General features: G+C 63.9%; 15 protein-coding genes. 12 read left to right on the top strand and 3 right to left on the bottom strand.

Annotated elements, in window-relative coordinates; genetic code table 11:
* Window positions 1-10: 10 nt before the first annotated feature.
* Entirely contained in the window at window positions 11-1,264 is a 1,254-nt protein-coding gene (locus tag R3P95_RS22680; RefSeq protein WP_149405700.1) for an EAL domain-containing protein, read from the bottom strand.
* 143 nt (window positions 1,265-1,407) lie between these two features.
* Here R3P95_RS22680 and R3P95_RS22675 point away from each other — a divergent pair, with 143 nt between their 5' ends.
* From R3P95_RS22675 to R3P95_RS22655, 5 genes are all read left to right on the top strand, one after another.
* Window positions 1,408-2,766, top strand: coding sequence for a serine/threonine-protein kinase (locus R3P95_RS22675; RefSeq protein ID WP_317549589.1), 1,359 nt, complete (start codon window positions 1,408-1,410; stop codon window positions 2,764-2,766).
* A 30-nt stretch (window positions 2,767-2,796) separates the two neighbouring features.
* Window positions 2,797-4,131, top strand: a complete 1,335-nt coding sequence (locus R3P95_RS22670) for a flavin monoamine oxidase family protein (protein WP_317549588.1) — start codon at window positions 2,797-2,799, stop codon at window positions 4,129-4,131.
* Window positions 4,132-4,242: 111 nt separating this feature from the next.
* Window positions 4,243-5,709 carry an alanine/glycine:cation symporter family protein gene (locus R3P95_RS22665; protein ID WP_094688591.1) on the top strand — a complete coding sequence of 489 codons (1,467 nt, stop codon included), beginning with the start codon at window positions 4,243-4,245 and terminating at the stop codon, window positions 5,707-5,709.
* Between the two features lie 87 nt (window positions 5,710-5,796).
* Entirely contained in the window at window positions 5,797-7,401 is a 1,605-nt protein-coding gene (locus tag R3P95_RS22660; protein ID WP_317549587.1) for an SLC13 family permease, read from the top strand.
* A gap of 186 nt (window positions 7,402-7,587) precedes the next feature.
* A complete protein-coding gene (locus R3P95_RS22655) occupies window positions 7,588-9,651 on the top strand; it encodes an AMP-binding protein (protein WP_149405697.1) in 2,064 nt (687 codons plus the stop codon).
* A gap of 3 nt (window positions 9,652-9,654) precedes the next feature.
* Here the strand turns inward: R3P95_RS22655 and R3P95_RS22650 are convergent, their stop codons facing one another.
* Entirely contained in the window at window positions 9,655-10,584 is a 930-nt protein-coding gene (locus tag R3P95_RS22650; protein WP_149405696.1) for an SDR family NAD(P)-dependent oxidoreductase, read from the bottom strand.
* A 135-nt stretch (window positions 10,585-10,719) separates the two neighbouring features.
* On the opposite strand from R3P95_RS22650, the gene R3P95_RS22645 reads away from it, so the two are divergent.
* The 4 genes from R3P95_RS22645 to R3P95_RS22630 all read left to right on the top strand — a co-directional run bounded on the left by R3P95_RS22645 (window position 10,720) and on the right by R3P95_RS22630 (window position 13,568).
* Window positions 10,720-11,547 carry a helix-turn-helix domain-containing protein gene (locus R3P95_RS22645; RefSeq protein ID WP_317549586.1) on the top strand — a complete coding sequence of 276 codons (828 nt, stop codon included), beginning with the start codon at window positions 10,720-10,722 and terminating at the stop codon, window positions 11,545-11,547.
* Window positions 11,548-11,948: 401 nt separating this feature from the next.
* Window positions 11,949-12,176, top strand: coding sequence for a hypothetical protein (locus R3P95_RS22640; protein ID WP_149405695.1), 228 nt, complete (start codon window positions 11,949-11,951; stop codon window positions 12,174-12,176).
* Between the two features lie 79 nt (window positions 12,177-12,255).
* Window positions 12,256-12,699, top strand: coding sequence for a carboxymuconolactone decarboxylase family protein (locus R3P95_RS22635; protein ID WP_317549585.1), 444 nt, complete (start codon window positions 12,256-12,258; stop codon window positions 12,697-12,699).
* Window positions 12,700-12,749: 50 nt separating this feature from the next.
* Complete coding sequence (locus R3P95_RS22630; RefSeq protein WP_317549584.1) at window positions 12,750-13,568, top strand: Fpg/Nei family DNA glycosylase; 819 nt, start codon at window positions 12,750-12,752, stop codon at window positions 13,566-13,568.
* Window positions 13,569-13,863: 295 nt separating this feature from the next.
* Here the strand turns inward: R3P95_RS22630 and R3P95_RS22625 are convergent, their stop codons facing one another.
* Complete coding sequence (locus tag R3P95_RS22625) at window positions 13,864-14,328, bottom strand: SRPBCC family protein (protein ID WP_068047344.1); 465 nt, start codon at window positions 14,326-14,328, stop codon at window positions 13,864-13,866.
* Window positions 14,329-14,602: 274 nt separating this feature from the next.
* Between R3P95_RS22625 and R3P95_RS22620 the strand changes: the two genes are divergently transcribed.
* From R3P95_RS22620 to R3P95_RS22610, 3 genes are read left to right on the top strand one after another with little or no spacing between them, the layout of a single operon-like run.
* The gene (locus tag R3P95_RS22620; protein ID WP_149405691.1) at window positions 14,603-15,547 is read left to right on the top strand and encodes a methionyl-tRNA formyltransferase; all 945 of its coding nucleotides are present in this window, start codon (window positions 14,603-14,605) and stop codon (window positions 15,545-15,547) included.
* Window positions 15,544-17,256 carry an ABC transporter ATP-binding protein gene (locus R3P95_RS22615; RefSeq protein WP_317549583.1) on the top strand — a complete coding sequence of 571 codons (1,713 nt, stop codon included), beginning with the start codon at window positions 15,544-15,546 and terminating at the stop codon, window positions 17,254-17,256. Before R3P95_RS22620 ends, R3P95_RS22615 begins: the two co-directional genes overlap by 4 nt.
* Window positions 17,253-19,013, top strand: a complete 1,761-nt coding sequence (locus R3P95_RS22610) for an ABC transporter ATP-binding protein (RefSeq protein WP_317549582.1) — start codon at window positions 17,253-17,255, stop codon at window positions 19,011-19,013. Before R3P95_RS22615 ends, R3P95_RS22610 begins: the two co-directional genes overlap by 4 nt.
* Window positions 19,014-19,036 lie beyond the last annotated feature (23 nt).

Genomic DNA, 19,036 nt, shown 5'->3' with positions numbered 1-19,036 from the left:
GCTCGCGCGCTCAGACCGCAGATCTGGCCGGTATTCGTCTCAAAAGCACTGTTGCAGCATCCAGTACGACATGACGGTCGTAGGTGAGGCGGTAGTCGTACATCGGGGTGCCGTCCTCGGCCGTGCCTCGCTCCACCGCAATGAGCGCCACACTCGACATCGGAGCCAGAATCACGATCGAACGCTCCAGCGCCAACGGTTCGTCCGCGCCCACCACCACAGCACGGAAGCTGGGCGCAGGCGGCGCGGCATGCGAGTCGAAGACAGCCGTCAGCGCGGTCCGGGTGGCGAGGTCCTCGAACATCGCCTCGCGTGCAGGCGTCAGGCCGGTGGACGCGCTCACCGTCGCCAGTACGACGGTCGAGGAACCGGTGCCGTATGCACTGTGCAGCAAACTGTTCTCGATGGCGTCGAGCAGTGTGGAATCCGCGTGCCTGCGGGCGCCGAGCGAATGGGTGAGCCCGTACGGCGTGACCGCCACCGGGGCGCGCACGGTGACCGTTCCATCCAGGTCGAGCGAACGGACGGGTTCGGGTACCTCACCGAAATCCGGGAGAGGGGCCGGTGTGCCGTAGAGGTATCCCTGCCCCAGAACGGCCCCCATCGCGCGCGCATAGCTCTCGTGCCGCTCGGTTTCGATCCCCTCGGCCAGGACCAGGGCACCGGTACGTTCGGCCTCGGCGGCAACGGCAGCGACGATGGCGGCGGTCTCGTTGCTCGAACGCCCCTGCACCAGAGCCATGTCGAGCTTGATCACGTCGGGACGCAGCAGCGGGATCAGCGCCAGGCTGGAGGAATCTGCCCCGACATCGTCGATGGCGACTCGCCACCCCAGATTTCTGGCGTGCTCGGCCGCCCTCAGCAGACCCGCCGGATCACCCATCAGATCACGCTCGGTGATCTCGACGATGATCGACAGCCGCGACGCGTCGGCGAGCATCGGTAGGTAGTCCCGAGGAGGAGGTGCATCGAGGGCAACAGGTTCGGCATTGACGAACAGCGCGAGCTGATCGGGATAGCCGGACTCGACAGCACCGCGGAGCGCGCTGAGTCTGCACCGCCAATCGAAATCGGCGGTGACGCCCTGCGCGCGTGCCACCCCCAACAGTTCCGGTGGCGGGATCGGCGGACCTTCTCCGCAGGTCCGCACCAACGCTTCGTACCCTACGACGGCGCGCCCGTCGAGCAAGACGATCGGCTGATAGACCGACGTGATGTCGATCGACACCGGCGAAATTGCGGCACTCGTCGAGCCTCGACGCATGGGTGGACCCTCCCTCGATACTGATCGATCGGTCCCCACCCGGGTCATCATCTTGCCCGACTGCACCGTGATGTCCACAGCCGACTGCGGTCTGCACGTCGATCGACTGGTTATAAGGTGCTCGAAGGACTCGACGAACGGCGGTGACAACAGTGGGAGCGGACTCTCGTCCTCTTGCCCCTCACGACCGCCTCTTCGCGGACCGATACCGACTGGGCACCGTGTTGGGACGCGGCGCAATGGCCGACGTCGTGCACGCCGACGACGACGTTCTCGGCCGGTCCGTAGCGGTGAAGATATTTCGCCACGGTGAGCCGCCGGACTCTGCACAGCGCATCGATGCAGAAATTCGTACTCTCGCGTCGCTGTCGCACCCGGGTCTGGTGACGCTGTACGACGCGGGCACTGCACTCGACGACAGCGGGGCGCCGGTTCCGTACCTGGTGATGGAGCTGATCGACGGTCCGACTCTGAGTGCGCATCGCCGGAGCCGATCGATGAACGCCGCACACGTCGCGCGGATCGGTTACGAGTTGGCGGAAGCTCTCGCCTACATTCACGACCGGGGTGTGGTCCATCGGGACATCAAGCCGGCCAACATTCTCGTCGCGCAGGCACCGGACGTGGGCGTGGGGCAATGCGCCAAACTTGCCGATTTCGGCATCGCCCGTATCGTCGACGCCGAACGACTCACCGAGCACGGCACCACAGTCGGTACTGCGCACTACCTCAGCCCGGAGCAGGCAACAGGTACGTCTGCGGGCCCACCGACGGACATCTATACGCTGGGTCTCGTTCTCATCGAATGCCTTACCGGCACAATGGCATTCGAGGGAAGCGCCGTGGCAGCAGCGGTGGCGCGCCTGCACCGCGATCCCGACGTCCCCGAGGGGCTCGGACCGGACTGGCACGCGCTGTTGACGGAGATGACAGCCAGACGCCCGGAGGATCGACCGGACGCAGCTGCGGTTGCCCACCGACTGCGCGGGCTCTCGCGCAGCACAACACCTCTTGCTCACACTGCCGTGATGCCAGTCGAACCCATCGACACGGCTGCGCCCTCAGCATTTCCCGCGTCGGCTACGACCGAATCTCCCCGCCGCCGATGGATGATCCCGGCGGCAGCGGCTCTGTTCGTTTCGCTGGGCGCAGCGATCGTCTGGGTCGCAGTGGGCACGGGTGACGAGCCGGAGCCCATGTCACCTGCGACACCGACTCCGACAGTCGTGGAGTCGCCGACCGTTGCGGCCACAACACCTGCACCTGAGCCCGCACCTGCGACCTCGATCCCGGTCTTCTCGAACCCGCCCGAGCCTGCACCCGTCCCCACGTCGAATCCGGATCCGATCGAACCGGCCGCGCCTGCACCGCTCCCGCCGGGAAACGGCAACGGAAATCCAGGGAACGGCAATTCGGGAAGCGGCAACGGCACCAGCGGGAACGGCAATTCAGGAAACGGCAACAGCGGGAACGGAAACGGCAATTCCGGCCGAGGGAACTGACCCCACGGCCGTCGGCGGACAGGAGTGACGGTGACACACGTCGATACCCTCGTGGTCGGGGCAGGTATTTCCGGCTTGGTCGTTGCGAGACTCCTCCATCGTGCCGGTCAGCGAGTCGTCGTTCTCGAGGCCAGAGACCGCGTGGGCGGTCGGGTCTGGACGATGCGCACCGCCGACGGCATCCTCGACGTCGGAGCGTCCTGGATTCACGGAACGGACGACAACCCTCTCGCTGATGCCGTACACGCCTTCGGAATGCGGACCGTCGAGTTCACCGTCGGTAGCTACCAGCCCGACGGCAGGCCCATCGCGTACTACTCCCCCACCGGGACCAGGTTGAGCGATGAGTCCGCCGCGCAGTTCGGCGCCGACGTTCACCACTTCGACGAACTGTTCGCCGCGACGGTTGCAAAGTCGTCCCCGGGGACATCGTTCGGAGACGCAGTGGAAGCAACTCTGACGCAACTGGATTGGACCATCGACCGACTCGAACGAGTTCGCGAGTTCCTCGGACATCGAGCCGAGGAACAGTTGGGAGTAGGAAAAGACCTCCTCGACGCGCACGGTTTGGACGACGACGCCATCGAGGGCGACGAAGTCGTGTTCCCCGACGGTTACGACGAGCTGGCGGTTCGATTGGCCGTGGGGCTCGACGTCCGGCTCGAACACGTGGTGAGGCAGGTCCGTTGGGGTCGAGACGGGGTTCGGGTCGACACCGGATCCTGGGGGTTCTCGGCAGAGCGCGCTGTGGTGACGGTGCCGATCGGAGTACTGAAGTCGCCGACGTTCACCGTGGAACCGCCTCTACCGGAACCTGTTTCGGGTGCACTGGAACGACTCGAGATGAATGCATTCGAGAAGGTCTTCCTTCGGTTCCCCACCAAGTTCTGGGACGAGAACGTCTATGCCGTTCGGCAGCAGGGCGAAGCCGGGCGCTGGTGGCACTCCTGGTACGACGTGACCATGCCCCAGGGACGTCCGACGCTTCTGACGTTCGCAGCGGGTACCTGTGCGCAGCAGACTCGGCACTGGTCGGACGCGCGCATCGCGGACTCGGTTCTCGAGGCGCTGCGTGGCCTGTACGGCGACCGGGTCGTTGCACCGGACCGCGTGTATGTCACTCGCTGGCAGGACGATCCGTTCTCGTACGGTTCGTACTCGTACATGACGGTGGGTTCACGTACGCGCGATCACGACGACCTGGCCACTCCGATCGGCGATGTACTTCATCTCGCCGGTGAAGCGACCTGGACCGATGATCCGGCAACGGTCACAGCGGCGTTGAAGTCGGGACACCGTGCAGCAGAACGTATTCTGGGGCGTTCGATACCGTTCGGCGACATCTGGAGTCCTACGAAGCGCTGACAGCACGCGCCGAACCCCACCACGCGCGTCTTTGTTCGGTGCAAACTTTCGACCATCTGCGAGTAATGTGCTGTCGACGCACCCACACACCGAGCACTCCAGGATGGCACCGTGGATACCGTCAGTTCGATAATCGACTTCTTGGCAGATCGTCTCTACAGCGTCTTCCTGATCTACTTGTTGATCGGCGTCGGACTGTACTTCACCGTTCGCACCAAATTCGTTCAGATTCGACTTCTTCCGTCGATGTTCAAGGCAATCGGCGGATCTCGGTCGAATGCCGAGGGCGGCATCTCGGCGTTCCAGGCCTTCTGTGTCGGCCTGGCGTCCCGGGTGGGTACGGGAAACATCGCAGGTGTTGCCATCGCGATCACTCTCGGCGGACCGGGTGCAATCTTCTGGATGTGGCTGGTCGCGGTGGTCGGCATGGCGACGGCGTTCATCGAGGCGACTCTGGCGCAGATGTACAAGGTGCGCAATCCCGACGGCAGCTTCCGGGGCGGTCCTGCCTACTACATCCAATTGGGTCTGGGTTCGCGTCGATGGGGAATCGTCTTCGCGTGCCTGCTGATCTTCGCTTTCGGCTTCGCATTCAACATGGTTCAGGCGAACACCATCACCGAATCGTTCTCGTCCACGATGAACATCGATGCCGGGTGGATCGCGGTGTTCCTGGTGGTGCTGTCTGCTCCGATCCTCTTCGGTGGTGTCCGGCGAATCGCGCGGGTGGCCGAGTACCTGCTCCCCGTCATGGCTTTGGTGTATGTCTTGCTCGCACTGGTGATCGTGGCGATGAACATCGGCGAGATCCCGACGGTCTTCGGTCAGATCGTCTCCAGCGCATTCGGTTTGAACGAGGCGATCGGCGGCACGACGGGCGGAATCCTGGCCGCCATGCTCAACGGCGTCAAGCGCGGACTGTTCTCCAACGAGGCAGGCATGGGCAGCGCGCCCAACGCCGCAGCGACCGCGACGGTGTCCCATCCGGTGAAGCAGGGTCTGATCCAGTCGCTCGGAGTCTTCTTCGACACCATCGTCATCTGCAGTGCGACAGCGTTCATCATCCTGGTCTCGGGCGTGTACGACATCAGCAACCCGAGCGGAGTGGCGGGCGCGGTTCTGACTCAGGACTCGATCTCAGCTCAGCTGGGCACGTGGACCACGATTCCGATGACACTGTTGATCTTCACGTTCGCGTTCTCCTCGATCCTGGGCAACTATTCGTACGCCGAGATCAATCTCAATTTCCTCGGAGTCGAGGGCAAACTGCTGAACCTGTTGCGCACCATCGTCCTTGCAGCCATCGGCTTCGGCTCCCTGTCCGCGCTGACGACGGTATGGGCACTCGCGGACGTCGCCATGGCGGCAATGGCAACCGTGAACCTGGTAGCCATTGCGCTGCTGGGCAAATGGGCCTTCGGTGCGCTGGCGGACTTCGAGGCGATGCGGCGCGAAGGTCGCGACGACAAATTCGTCGGACGCGGAAACAGCCATCTGCCGGGCGACCTACCCGGCGACGTGTGGGATCCGGTGCTCGACAACGATCCGGCGGCGAACAAGCCCGACGTCGCGCGGTAGTCGAAGCGAGCGTCGACACTGTTCGATTCGGACCTTCCGGACAATTCACACGTTAGGGTGATGAAACGTCCACACCGAGGAGGTTCCATGACGCAGGTCGGCGACGACGAGAAGGCCGGTCGCGCATCCGAAGGCCACGACTTCGACGAAGTGGATCGGAGATCGGCCGGAGAACGCGAAGACGAAGTGCAGCCCGGTCGCCGCAAGCGGCAATGGGTCGGACTCGGCGCAGGCGTCCTGTTGGCACTTCTCGTCTATCTGGTTCTCCCGGAGGACGTGGCGCACCCGGCACGGCTGACGGCAGCCACCGCGGTATTGATGGGCATCTGGTGGATGACCGAGGCGGTGCCCATCCCGGCGACCGCACTGCTACCCCTTGTCATCTTTCCGGTATTCGACTCCGGCGTCGTCGTCAACGACGTGGGTGCCTCGTACGGCAACAACATCATCTTTCTGTTCATGGGCGGCTTCCTCCTGGCGCTGGCCATGCAACGGTGGAATCTGCATCGCCGTATCGCGCTGCTGACGGTCAACGCCATGGGCACCAAACCGACCATGGTGATCGCCGGGTTCATGATCGCGACCGGCTTTCTGTCGATGTGGGTTTCCAACACGGCCACCGCTGTGATGATGATTCCGATCGGTGTCTCGGTCCTCGTTCTGGTTCTCGACATCGGCAGGAAGGCCGGAGCTGTACCCGGCTCCGACGGTGAAGCGAGCCCGGACGCCGAGACCATCACACAGGCCGTCATCAAGAGCAACTTCGGCACCGCTCTGATGCTCGGTATCGCCTATGCGGCATCGATCGGCTCACTCGGAACGATCATCGGCACCCCGCCCAACACCTTGCTGGTCGGCTACCTGGAGGGGCAGGGAATCACCATCGGATTCCTGCAGTGGATGATCGCCGGCGTTCCGCTCGCCGTGATCCTGCTCGTGATCGCCTGGTTCCTGTTGACCCACGTGATGTTCAAGCCGGAGATCGACGACATACCCGGCGGCAAACAGCTGATCAGAGGTGAACTGGACGCCCTGGGCAGGATGTCGCAGGGAGAGATTCGGGTCGCGATCATCTTCTGCCTGGCGGCCGCTTCCTGGGTGGGGGTTCCGTTGCTCTTCGACAGCCCGCCGATATCCGACACCGGCATCGCCATGACCGCAGCTCTCCTGCTGTTCCTGCTTCCCAGCGGCAGCAAGAAGGGTGTGCGTCTGATCGATTGGGAGACCGCCGTCAAACTCCCGTGGGGCGTGTTGTTGCTGTTCGGCGGCGGGCTCGCCCTGTCGGCACAGTTCGAGTCCAGCGGCCTGACGGAGTGGATAGGTAGCGTCGCAGGCGGTCTCGACACGATTCCGGTGGTCATGTTGGTCGTCGTCGCCACGGCCGCGATCATCTTCCTGACCGAGATCACGAGCAATACCGCGACAGCGGCGACTTTCCTCCCGGTAGCAGGGGGCGTCGCGATGGGCATGAACATCGATATTCTGGTCCTGACCGTCCCCGTAGCGCTGGCCGCGACCTGTGCGTTCATGCTGCCGGTCGCGACTCCACCGAATGCGGTGTCCTATGCCAGTGGATACATCACGATCGGTCAGATGATGCGTGGTGGTTTCTGGCTCAATCTGATCGCCATCTCGTTGATCACCATCGCCGCGTACACGGTGTTCGCATGGTCGCTGGGCATCCAGTTCTGACGCGCTGGACAGGAAAAATCAACGATCGAAGACCGACTTCGGCTGATTTCGCCCAGACAAGCGTGCTTCGGGTTTACGATGACGACTTCATCCAGGCGGATGACCCGTTCCAGGTGCGCGCCGCCATCCCCTGGTCGGTGTTGAGTCGGCGTCCCTGCCGGCTCGGCAAGGTACGGGGGGTGGGGCATGGTCTCGGACGTCATCGACTGCAGCACGGTCTTCGCACACGACATCGAGCAGGTCTGCGGGGTCTTGAGCGCGGTCGAGCTGTTCCCACGCTACTTCCCCGGGCTCGACTACTGCGTGCTCCGTGAATCCACGGCCGGCTACCGGTGCGGAGTCGGCGGTGTCGAGCACGCCCTCGACCTGGTGGTGAACAGACGAAACCGGCCGATCATCACCATCGAGCACGTCGAGTCCGGCGGATTCATCAGATTCACCCTCACTGCGCGCTCGGCAGGCGAGACGAAGATCGATGTCACCGTGTTCAGAGCGGGCCTCGGCGGGTCGTACTCGCCCCAACCCGAGCACAACCGCGCGGTGGTCGATTGGGTGATGGGTGGTCTACGCCGACTGGACAACTGCCTGTCCGGCACCTCGACGTCGATCGTGTCCAATACCGGCGATTCTCGGTCACTCCCGTTGGCAATCATGAAGACGATGGTGGGAACCGGCGTCATTCGTGCTGCACGTCCCGACCGCGCGTACAAGCAGCTGAACTCACTGGCGAAATGGGGCTTCACTCTGGGCGGAGGCTTCGCGGCCGCAGCAGCGAAGTCGCCGAACGCGATTGCCTTGATCGACGACCGAGGGACTCGCACTTTCGCAGAGATCCACCAGCGATCGCACCGCATCGCCGCAGGTCTCGATGCGGCCGGAATCAGTCCCGGTAGCACCGTCGGCATTCTGGCCCGAAACCACTCCGGGATGATCGAGTGCACCGTCGCGTGCGGCATGCTCGGGGTCGAGGTGGTCCTTCTCAACACCGGTCTCGCTGCCCGCCAGATCGAGACCATTTCCGCCCGACACCAGCTCCGAGTGCTGTTCGTCGACGACGAGTTCGACTCGATGGTTCGCTACCTGCCCGACGCCGTCACTCGTGTGAGCCTGTCGTCTCATACCGCCGTTCCGCGTCGACGCACCCTCGAACACTTCGTCGCAGCACCGTCCGCGACGTTCACGAGGCCGGACAGACCCGGATCGGTGGTCGTGTTGACCTCGGGAACCAGCGGGTCACCGAAGGGTGCGGTTCGTCCCACACCGAAGGGCTTCGGAACTGTTGCAGCCATGCTCTCTCGCATGCCCCTCCGGATGAACGAGACGATGTTGATCGCGGCACCGATGTTCCACAGCTGGGGGTTGGCGGCACTTCAGATCAGTACGCCGCTGCGCGCCACGGTGGTTCTTCAGGATCGATTCGATCCGGAGGACTGCTTGCGGGCTATCGAGGCGCACCGTTGCACCTCGCTGATCGCAGTTCCGATCATGCTGCAGCGGATACTCGACCTGCCCGACGAGGTCCGATCACGCTACGACACTTCGAGCCTGCGCGTCGTCGCATGCAGTGGGTCGGCATTGACCGGATCGACCGTGAGCCGCTTCATGGACGTCTTCGGTGACGTCCTCTACAACTTCTACGGTTCCACCGAGGTCTCGTGGGCAACGATCGCCACCCCCGAAGACTTGCGCGCCGCCCCCGCCACTGCCGGGCGCCCTCCGCTGGGTACGACGGTCGCGGTACTCGACGCGGACGGTACTGCCGTTCCGGTGGGAACCCTCGGCCGAATCTTCGTCGGCAACGACATGCTCTTCGACGGGTACACCAACGCCCAACCGCCGTCGACGGCGTCCGCCCGCGGAGCTGCGCTGATGGATACCGGCGACCTGGGGTACATCGACTGCAACGGGCGGCTGTTCGTCTGCGGCAGGGACGACGAGATGATCATTTCCGGAGGCGAGAACGTCTTTCCCGGCCCCGTCGAGGATGCCATCGCCAATCTTCCTCAGGTCGGCGAGGTCGCGGTCGTCGGTGTGCCCGACAGCGAATACGGGCAGCGTTTGGCCGCATTCGTCGTCGGCCGCGGATCAGCGGGCCTCGATGCGGACATGGTGCGCGCCTACATCCGAAACCGTTTGAGCCGCTTCTGCGTTCCCCGTGACATCACATTCCTCGACGAACTGCCCCGAACCGCGACCGGCAAGGTGATGAAGAGGATGCTGATCGAGCCGCCTACCGCCGCTGGGATGTAATCGTCATTCGACGGCACGGGCAGCAATGGCCCAGAGCCGTTCGGCGACATCGAGATCGAGGGCGTACGAGGCCACGGAGTTCGCCAGTTCGGTGATGTCGGTAGGTCTGTGATCGACGGCGATCGCTTCCCGATTGTCGTTGAAGTAGCGGCCACCGATGCCATCCAGTTGTCCACTGGTAGCGACCATCACGGATGTCGACGCGCCTTGCGCCGGGGTCTTCTGCAGTTCGATGGGAGTGGCGAGCGTGCCACCGACATGGCGTTGCAGAGAGGTCGCGATTGCTCCCGGGTTCACAGAGTTGACCGTGATTCCGTCGTCCGCCCACCGTGAGGTCGCGGCCACTCCGAACAGAACGACGGCAGTCTTGGACTGACCGTAGGCCTGCAGCGGGTCGTAGGGCCGGAAGCGAAAGTCGATGTCGTCGAACACTATCGGCGAGAACAGGTGAGCCGAGGAAGCCACCGACACCACGCGCGCGCCGTCGGCGAGCCGCAGGGCGTCGTGAAGGCCTGTCGTGAGGGCGAAGTGGCCGAGGAAATTGGTCGCGAACTGCCTTTCCCACGTGTTCTCGACCAGGGTCAGCTCTTGGATGGCCATGACACCCGCGTTGTTGACGAGCAGATCCAGGGGCTCGTCCCACGCGTCGACGAATGCTCTCACCGATGCGGTGTCGGTGAGGTCGAGCTCGCGTACGTCTATCTCGGAATATTCGGTGTCGGCGACGATCTCCGCGGCAACCCTCCTGGCGGCGACGACGTCGCGGACAGCGAGGGTGACCCGTGCTCCGCGGCGAGCGAGCGTCCGAGCGGTCTCGATCCCGATGCCCGACGCGCCCCCGGTGACGATGGCGCGATTGCCTGACAGATCGATGCCTTCGCTGACCTCGTCGGCGGTGGCGTCGGCACCGAACGGTGTGACGATTCTCGTCATTTCGCACTCCTTCTCGTGAATCCGCTGTGTGCGGTACTCCCAGAGTGAGGTACTCCCAGGAACCATCACGAGCCCGCGGCATCCTGGGTTCGTGCGGGCTACTCATCACCCAGGTTCCGGATCTACGGTGGAGCGATGGACAACCACGAGGCGCTCGGTGGGTACCTTCGAGCGCGCCGCGAGCAGCTCGAACCCGAGGATGTGGGCCTCATCGGTGGTGGGAGGCGTCGCGTTCGCGGTCTGCGCCGTGAGGAGGTCGCGATGCTCGCGGGAATCAGCACCGATTACTACGTTCGGCTCGAGCAAGGCCGCAACCAGACTCCGTCGACGCAGGTGCTCGACGCCCTGGCCGCGGTGTTGCGTCTCGACGCCGACAGCATTGCATACCTGCACGCTCTGGGCACTCCCCCTACATCGTCTCGCCGTCCAGCGAGGAGGAGGGAGCGAGTGTCGGCCGGAACTCTTCGGTTTCTCGACGCGTTGCCGATGCCGGCGTTGATTCACGATCGCCGCTTCACGGTGTTGGCCGCGAATCGAATGGCAACGGCGTTGTCTCCCAACAACTCCCCTGGGATCAACCTGCTCCGTGCGGTATTTCTCGATGCCGACGAGCGAGAGTTGCACCGCGACTGGAGCCGCGTCACCACCGACGCCGTGGCTGGAATTCGGGCTGTGTCGGCGACGCATCTCGACGACGAGGTCCTCACCGCACTGGTCGGCGAACTGTCGATCGCGAGCGCGGTGTTCAGGCAGCTGTGGGCGCGCCATGACGTACATCTGAGAACGGGCGGCACCAGCCTTCTCGATCACCCCGAGGTCGGACCCCTCGACCTTCGGCACGAGAAACTGACCGTTGCGGGTACCGATGGCCAGACCCTGGTTGCCTATCACGCCGAACCGAACAGCCCCTCGGCCGATGCATTGCAGCTCTTGGGCACCCTCGCCGCCCACGCACACCGTTAGGAGTCGCTCGGTCGCCGCATTTCGCCGATCGTTCACTTAGTGCCGCGCTTTGTATCTACTATCTCAGTTGCTTGACTATTCAGAATCTGAGATTGTTGATCGCCGACACGGGAGGAACGCGAATCGATATGTCGAAGGCATCGGAAGGCCCCCGAGTGGGAAGGCCCTCGCAGGAACGGGGCGAGCATTCTTCCTTTCTTCAGCTGTTCCTCGAAGCAACTCGTGCAGAACAAGTCTCCGACGACACACAACCTGCGCGGGACGACCGTGACGGAGGGACAGTTCCTCCGCGCTGAGCGGAGCGAAAGACACCTACGTCCCGGTTCCACCACCCGAGCAGGTCCCAGGTCTCATAATCGACAGAGGCCGGTCGGGTTTCGGAGATGAGGATCGGAGACATCATGGACACATCGTTGGCAGTCTTTGCCGTGGTCGCAGGCTTCGCCGTCGTTCTGGGTGCCTTCGTACTGATCGCACGCATACTTCGCTCGCGCATGCGGCGCGGCCGTTTTCACGGAATCGAAAGCGCTGTCGGAGGATCGGCCTTCATGGGCGCGCCACGCGAGCGGGGGATCACTCCACCTGATCACGGTGATCCACGAACGAACGCCGAACAGAGCGAGCCGTGACCGACTTCGCTTCCGCCTGCGGTTCCGCTGGAACCCCTGCCATGATCTGTCGACACGCAGACGAAGGAGAGAAACCACCATGATCGACGACGAGGCCACGAGTCGAAACACGGGGCCGCGCTTCGAGGACGGGCTCGAGGTCCGTCGAAACGTGATGGGCCACGAGTACGTCGAGAAGGCGTTTGCCAGTGCCGCCGACACCGACTCCGCTGCCCTGCAGGACTTCGTCACCGACACCGTGTGGGGCGGCGTGTGGACGCGGCCCGGCCTTGACAACCGCAGTCGGAGCCTGCTCAACCTCGGCATCCTCATCGCGCTACGCGCCCACGAGGAACTCGCAGGACACGTACGCGGAGCTCTCCGCAACGGCCTCACCCGAACTGAAATCACGGAAACTGTCGTCCACACGGCGGGGTACTGCGGTGCGCCTGCGGCGCTGGCTGCGATGCGCGTCGTGCAGATGGTGCTCGATGCCGAACTGGGTCCGCTGGTGCCCGCGAGGGACGACGAACGAGCCGAATGATCGACGGCGGCACCCGCGCATAGTGTCGACGAAGTGGGTACACCGGGTGCATGCCGGAATTACCCGAAGTCGAAAACGCCCGACAGGTCGTCGAGAAAGCTCTCGGTCGCGTCATCGTCGACATCGATGACACCGATACGTTCGAGTGCCGACCTCATATGCCGGGCGATATTGCCGGCGCACTGATCGGCGGGAAACTCACCGAGGCGCGTCGACGCGGTAAGGCGATGTGGTGCGAGACCGTCACGGCCGACGGCTCGAGCGGGCCGACCCTCGGCATACACCTGGGCATGGGCGGACGCGTCATCGTCACCGCTCCCGACGGCGAGCGGACGTCGCAGTACGGAGGCGGCGATCCCCATGTCGGCGAGCGCCCGACCGACAAGCCGGAGTGGACTCGGTTCTCCATGACGTTCGAAGACGGTGGACAGCTCCGACTCTTCGACAAGCGCCGACTCGGCCGGGTTCGACTCGAACCCGACATCGACGCTCTCGGTCCCGATGCCGCGGAGATCACGCGCGACGATTTCCGCCACCGAATCGGTTCCAGCGGTGCACCTCTCAAGGCACGACTGCTCGATCAAGCGGCGATAGCGGGGGTCGGCAATCTACTGGCCGACGAGGTGCTGTGGCAGAGCGAGCAATCACCGTCCAGGCGGGCCAACACGCTCACGACGGAGGAGCTCGACGAGCTTCGCGTTGTTCTGCGTCGCGCTGTTCGATCAGCCACGAAGAAAGGTGGAGTGCACACCGGGGAGATCATTCCGTTCCGAAAAACCGATGCGGCGTGCCCGCGATGTGGTGCCCCGATGGCACGCGGAACGGTGGGTGGCCGCACAACCTGGTGGTGTTCTCGTGAACAATCCTGATCCGATCCATCGTGCGGGACGAGCTCGATAACGCTGTAGGACAGCATTTTTCGGAATTGTCACACGAGATCGCATGCAGCGAAGACTCACCGGACGCCGACCTCCCCGACGAGGCGCGCACCGAACTCGTAGCGAACAAGCTGCCGCCGGTTCCCGCGAGCTTCGCCGTGGAGTCGACCGCACGGCCATTTCCACGTCGACGGACTCCCGGCGGCGTTGGATGCCGATAGAGAGTGCCGACGCCACAGCGTTCTACGGCTGAGCTGAGGCTGTGCGTCCCAGAAGAGTCGTTGGGTCAGGACGTCGCTTCGACCGCGAGGCGACCCAGTGTGTCGTTCAGCTGATCCTCGGTGACCAGAGGGAACTTGATCTGCTCGAGCAGCTTCTTGTCGGTGACCTTGGACCAGTCGTAGGTGTGACGGACCAGCGTCTCGTTCGGGCCCTGAGACTCGAGCTCCCACAGCCACTCCCAGCCGGGAGGCTCGTTGCCTGCGGGTGCCGTCGTCCATGCGACCAGCTTGTCCTTGATGTAGCCCGTCACATGGTTGTCGGTCTGGTACTCGCCGCCCATGTGATCGCCCTGCATGTTCATCGTGAACTTCTCGCCGACCTTCTGAATCCGGTCGGCGTGGTCGACACTTCGTACGAAGCCTGATCCATCGAGCGCCTGATGCCGCTCGGGGTTGGTCAGCACGTCGAAAACAGCGTCGACGGGAGCTTCTATGGTTCGTTCGACTGTGACTTTCGTGTTGTCGGTCATTCTTCCTCTGTGCCCAGAGTTCGACACATTCAATCGCGGCACCGCCGAAAGATTCGATCGAACCGTCGTCACACCGCGTCCCAACTGGGCTTTTTCGTCGACGTCTCTGCAGTTCGGGGCCACTTCGCCCACCCACCTGACCCTTGAGTTGATGGTAGGCTAGCCTAACTATCGGCTCGGGGTGATCGATCGCGTACGACGTGAATCCTCGGTGGCCACCTACAAGGCGAGGCACTGTGCCACTTCGTCGGAGCAGAGACATGGAGATGAGCCAATGCGGGTAGTGCTGTTCGGTTTCCAGACTTGGGGTCACAAGACGTTGCAGACGCTCGTGGACTCACGCCACGACGTCGTCGCGGTAGTGACGCATCCGGTCAGCGAGCAAGCCTACGAGAGCATTTGGTCCGATTCCGTCGAAGATCTCGCACGCAATCACGGCATCGAGGTGTACTTGGCGAAGCGTCCCGACAAAGCGCTGGAGGAACGTCTGCAGCTGTGGGCACCGGACATCATCGTTGCGAACAACTGGCGGACCTGGTTGCCTCCCGAGATTTTCGCGATGCCTCCGCACGGCACGGTCAACCTGCACGACTCATTGCTTCCCGCCTTCACCGGATTCTCTCCGGTGATCTGGGCGCTGATCAGTGGTGCCGCCGAGACCGGACTGACGGCGCACCGAATGGACGGCGAACTCGACACCGGCGATGTCATCACCCAACGAGCGGTTCCGATCGGACCGAGGGACACCTCCACCGATCTCGTCGAGGCGACGATCGACTTGATCCCCGAGGTGCTGCTGGACGCACTCGAGAGTATCGAGAACGGCACGGCCACATGGACTCCGCAGGATCTGACGAAACGAACGTTCTTCCACAAACGACACGAGTCGGACAGCTGCATCGACTGGACCTGGCCTGCCGAGGACCTGGACAGATTGGTTCGTGCGATGTCCGATCCCTATCCCAACGCCTACACCTTCCACAAAGGCCGAAAGCTTCGAATCATCACCGCTCACGTCTCGGACGGCATCTACGGCGGAACACCCGGTCGGATATTCATCAGGGAGGGCGCGGGAATGGTGATCGTGTCCGGCCCCGACGCCCACCGCGGCACCAACCACGGACTCGTCATAGATCGCGTGCGCACCGAAAGTGGGGACGATGTCGATGCGCTCGATTACTTCGTGACCGGCGGCGGCTACCTCACGCCCACGGCATGAGGGACGACGTCACAGGCGGGCGAATCGTCCGTCGAACACTGACGCGCAACAAGCGCAGAGTGAGCATCGGAACACTGCTCATCTGCATCCACCAGCTTGCCGAGACTGCAGTTCCGATCGCGTTGGGGTGGATCATCGACTCGGCGATCTCCTCGGGCGACGTCCCCTGGTTCGTCCTCTCGATCGTCGGACTTGCAGCGTTGTTTCTCTGTCTGACAACGGCTTACCAGTTCGGTATGCGGTTCCTCAACGTCGCTCTGCAGCACGAGGCGCACCGCATACGAATGGAGGTCACCGGTCGAATTCTCGATCCGCGTGGCCTGGACACAACTCTGCGGGGTGGTGAGCTACTGACCATTTCCAGTACCGACGCCGAACAGTCGGCATGGTTCCTGGATCTGTTCCCGCGCATCGCGGCCGCTGCCACCGCCGTCGTCGCCACGGCCATTGCGTTGATGGTCATCGACGTGCCGTTGGGACTCGCCATCTTCATCGGCACCCCGATCTTCGTCGCCGTGCTTCAGCTCGTCGCACCGCGGGTGACCAGGCGGGCGGCCGAGCAGCAGCGAACGGTCGCCGAGGCGACTGCGCTGGCCACCGACCTCGTCAGCGGGCATCGGTCGATCGAAGGTATCGGCGCGGAAACCGTAGCGGCGACGCGCTATCGACAAGCGAGCGCGAAAGCCCTCGGTGCAGCACTGCTCACGGCGAGATCGCTGGCGACGCAATCGGGGATCACCACCGGCGTGAGCGCGGTGGTTGCTGCATCCGTCGCGGGGCTTGCCGGCTACTTCGCTCTCATCGGACGCATCACCGTCGGAGAATTGATTGCCGTCGTCGGTCTGGCGCAATTCCTCATCGAACCACTGGGTGTCTTGTCCTCCACCCCGGCGATCATCGCGCGGGCGCGGGCGTCCGCCGATCGCGTCGCCCTGGTACTGGGAGCGGATCGAATTCTGCACCACGGCAACCAGCACATCACCGGCAAGCGGCTCGATCTCGGACTCCGCGGCGTCACGCACCGGTCCTTGCAGAAGATCGACCTCGACATCGCGGCTGGGGAGACAGTCGGAATCCTGGCGTACGGGTCCGAGGACGCCGAGTCGATCGTGGCCGTTCTGTCCGGGCAGGTTTCGGCTGCCGACGTCAGCGGCGATGTTCTGCTCGCAGGCACGCCCACCCGCGACATCGAACTCGCGCAGGTCCGAGCGGCAATCGTGGTCGAACCACACGTCTCCGACCTGTTCGCCGACACGGTGAAGAACAACATCACTGTCGGACGCGAATACACCGACCGACAGCTCGATGGAGCGCTTCGCGCTTCGGGCGCAGACCAGATCGTCGACAGTCATACCGACGGTCTCGAACAGCGGCTGACCGAGAGGGGCGCCAATCTGTCCGGGGGACAACGACAACGCATCGCGCTGGCACGGGCCCTGTTCGCCGAGCCTCCCGTACTGGTGCTGCACGAACCGACCACCGCAGTCGATTCGGTCACCGAACACACCATCGCTCGGGGCATCGCGACTCTTCGTCACGGGCCGAACGTACGGACCCCGAAAACGACGATCATCGTGACCAGCAGTCCTGCATTGCTGTCCGTGGCTCACCGGGTAGTGGTGATACGTGACGGCCGAATCGCGGCGGACGCACCCCATTCCGTTCTTCTCGAACGGGCCGAGGGCTATTCGGAGGCGGTGCTGCGATGACCGACGACACCCGTCTGCCCATTGCAACCGCCGGACGATCGTGGTCGTGGCTACGCGGACAGCTCGCGGCCAGGCCAGGGCTCGTTGCAGTCACTCCGTTCGTCGGCATCGTCTCCGCCGTATCGGCTCTGGCACCGATCCTGATTCTCGGTCGCCTCGTCGACGAGGTCGTCGCGGGCGCGCCGCCGGGCCGGATCGTGATGGTGGTGGTTCTGGTCATGATCGCCGCAGGCGTCAACGGGGTGTTCGCCGGACTGATGGCTTACCTCGTGGCGAAGCTGGGTGAAGGCGTGGTGGCACAGCTGCGCGAGCAGGTGGTGACCCGAGTTCTCGCGCTCCCCACCCGCACGGTGGAACGGGCGGGACGCGGAGATGTGCTCTCGCGCATCAGCGATGACGTGTCCCAGGTGACCCGCGCCGTCAACGGCGTACTCCCCGCCGTGGTGAACGCGGTGTTGTTGATCGGGGTGTCCGTCGTGACGATGTACGGCATCGACTGGCGTCTCGGGCTGGCCGGCAGTTTGGCACTACCGTTGTACGTCACCGCTCTTCGGTGGTATCTGCCGCGCAGCGGCCCTCTCTACGCAGCCGAACGGGCCGCGATGGGCGACCGTTCGCAGGCGCTGATCAGCAACATCCAAGGCGCGCGCACGGTGCGCGCGTACCGCCGCGAAGACACAGCTGTCGCGTCCGTGGAGACGGAATCCGAACGGGCCAGGGACTCTTCCATCGCCACGTTCACACTGCTGACTCGCTTCGTCGGCAAGGAGAACCGCGCAGAACTGGTGGGTCTCACCATCATCCTGAGTACTGGGTTCTTCTTGGTCAGAGGCGATCTCGTGACTCTGGGCGCAGTCACCGCTGCAACGTTGATGTTCCATCGACTGTTCAACCCGCTCGGTACGGTGCTGTTCCTGTTCGACGATATCCAATCCGCCGGTGCCAGCCTCGATCGTCTCGTCGGCGTGGTCGACATGGCATCGACGCGAACGACAGGGATCGACGCCGAACCTGTCGACGCGACGTTGGAACTATCCGACGTCACGTACGCCTACGCCACCGGGGGCGACGTTCTGCACGGCATTTCGCTCAGCGTTCCCGCCGGAAGTACGGTGGCGGTGGTCGGCTCGACCGGTGCCGGAAAGACGACTGCCGCGCTTCTCGCAGCGGGGTCCCTCGAGCCCGACCGCGGCTCGGTCACGTTGGGCGGCATTCCGTTACGTGATCTCGGTACCGACCGACTCAGGCGGCACATCGCGATCCTCTCGCAGGACGTCCACGTCAGTGCCGGCCCTCTTGCCGACGATCTGAGGCTCGCGGACCCGGATGCCGACGACACCGCTCTGTGGGACGCCCTCGATCGGGTCCGAGCTGCCGACTGGGTCCGGGCTCTGCCGGAGGGCCTCGACACACGCATCGGGGAGAACGGGCATCCGCTCAGTGCATCTCAAGGGCAGCAGCTCGCACTGGCGAGACTGATCCTGTCCGATCCCCCGGTCGCAATACTCGACGAAGCAACCGCGGAGGCCGGCAGTAGCGGAGCCCGCCTGCTCGAAGAAGCCGCATCGGCAGCGACCGAGGGCCGGACCACGGTGATCGTGGCGCACCGGCTGACGCAGGCCGTGGCAGCAGACACGGTCGTGGTGCTCGAACACGGCCGTGTCGTGGAATCAGGCACCCACTCCGATCTCGTGACAGCAGACGGCCGGTATGCGCGTCTCTGGTCGGCATGGTCGGGCAGAACAGATGTCGAGTAGACGCACCCACGACGAGGAGACCT

Origin of the sequence: Rhodococcus cercidiphylli, from assembly GCF_033042225.1 — a bacterium.
Lineage (GTDB): Bacteria > Actinomycetota > Actinomycetes > Mycobacteriales > Mycobacteriaceae > Rhodococcoides.
Note: the sequence above shows the minus strand (reverse complement) of the source record. Positions and strands in the feature narration are given on the sequence as shown.

Bases quoted from the DNA above. Each gene is read 5' to 3' on its own strand.
- R3P95_RS22680 (WP_149405700.1), bottom strand. From the start codon at position 1,264: ATGCGTCGAGGCTCGACGAGTGCCGCAATTTCGCCGGTGTCGATCGAC.
- R3P95_RS22660 (WP_317549587.1), top strand. From the start codon at position 5,797: ATGACGCAGGTCGGCGACGACGAGAAGGCCGGTCGCGCATCCGAAGGC.
- R3P95_RS22655 (WP_149405697.1), top strand. From the start codon at position 7,588: ATGGTCTCGGACGTCATCGACTGCAGCACGGTCTTCGCACACGACATC.
- R3P95_RS22650 (WP_149405696.1), bottom strand. From the start codon at position 10,584: ATGACGAGAATCGTCACACCGTTCGGTGCCGACGCCACCGCCGACGAG.
- R3P95_RS22645 (WP_317549586.1), top strand. From the start codon at position 10,720: ATGGACAACCACGAGGCGCTCGGTGGGTACCTTCGAGCGCGCCGCGAG.
- R3P95_RS22640 (WP_149405695.1), top strand. From the start codon at position 11,949: ATGGACACATCGTTGGCAGTCTTTGCCGTGGTCGCAGGCTTCGCCGTC.
- R3P95_RS22635 (WP_317549585.1), top strand. From the start codon at position 12,256: ATGATCGACGACGAGGCCACGAGTCGAAACACGGGGCCGCGCTTCGAG.
- R3P95_RS22630 (WP_317549584.1), top strand. From the start codon at position 12,750: ATGCCGGAATTACCCGAAGTCGAAAACGCCCGACAGGTCGTCGAGAAA.
- R3P95_RS22625 (WP_068047344.1), bottom strand. From the start codon at position 14,328: ATGACCGACAACACGAAAGTCACAGTCGAACGAACCATAGAAGCTCCC.
- R3P95_RS22620 (WP_149405691.1), top strand. From the start codon at position 14,603: ATGCGGGTAGTGCTGTTCGGTTTCCAGACTTGGGGTCACAAGACGTTG.
- R3P95_RS22615 (WP_317549583.1), top strand. From the start codon at position 15,544: ATGAGGGACGACGTCACAGGCGGGCGAATCGTCCGTCGAACACTGACG.
- R3P95_RS22610 (WP_317549582.1), top strand. From the start codon at position 17,253: ATGACCGACGACACCCGTCTGCCCATTGCAACCGCCGGACGATCGTGG.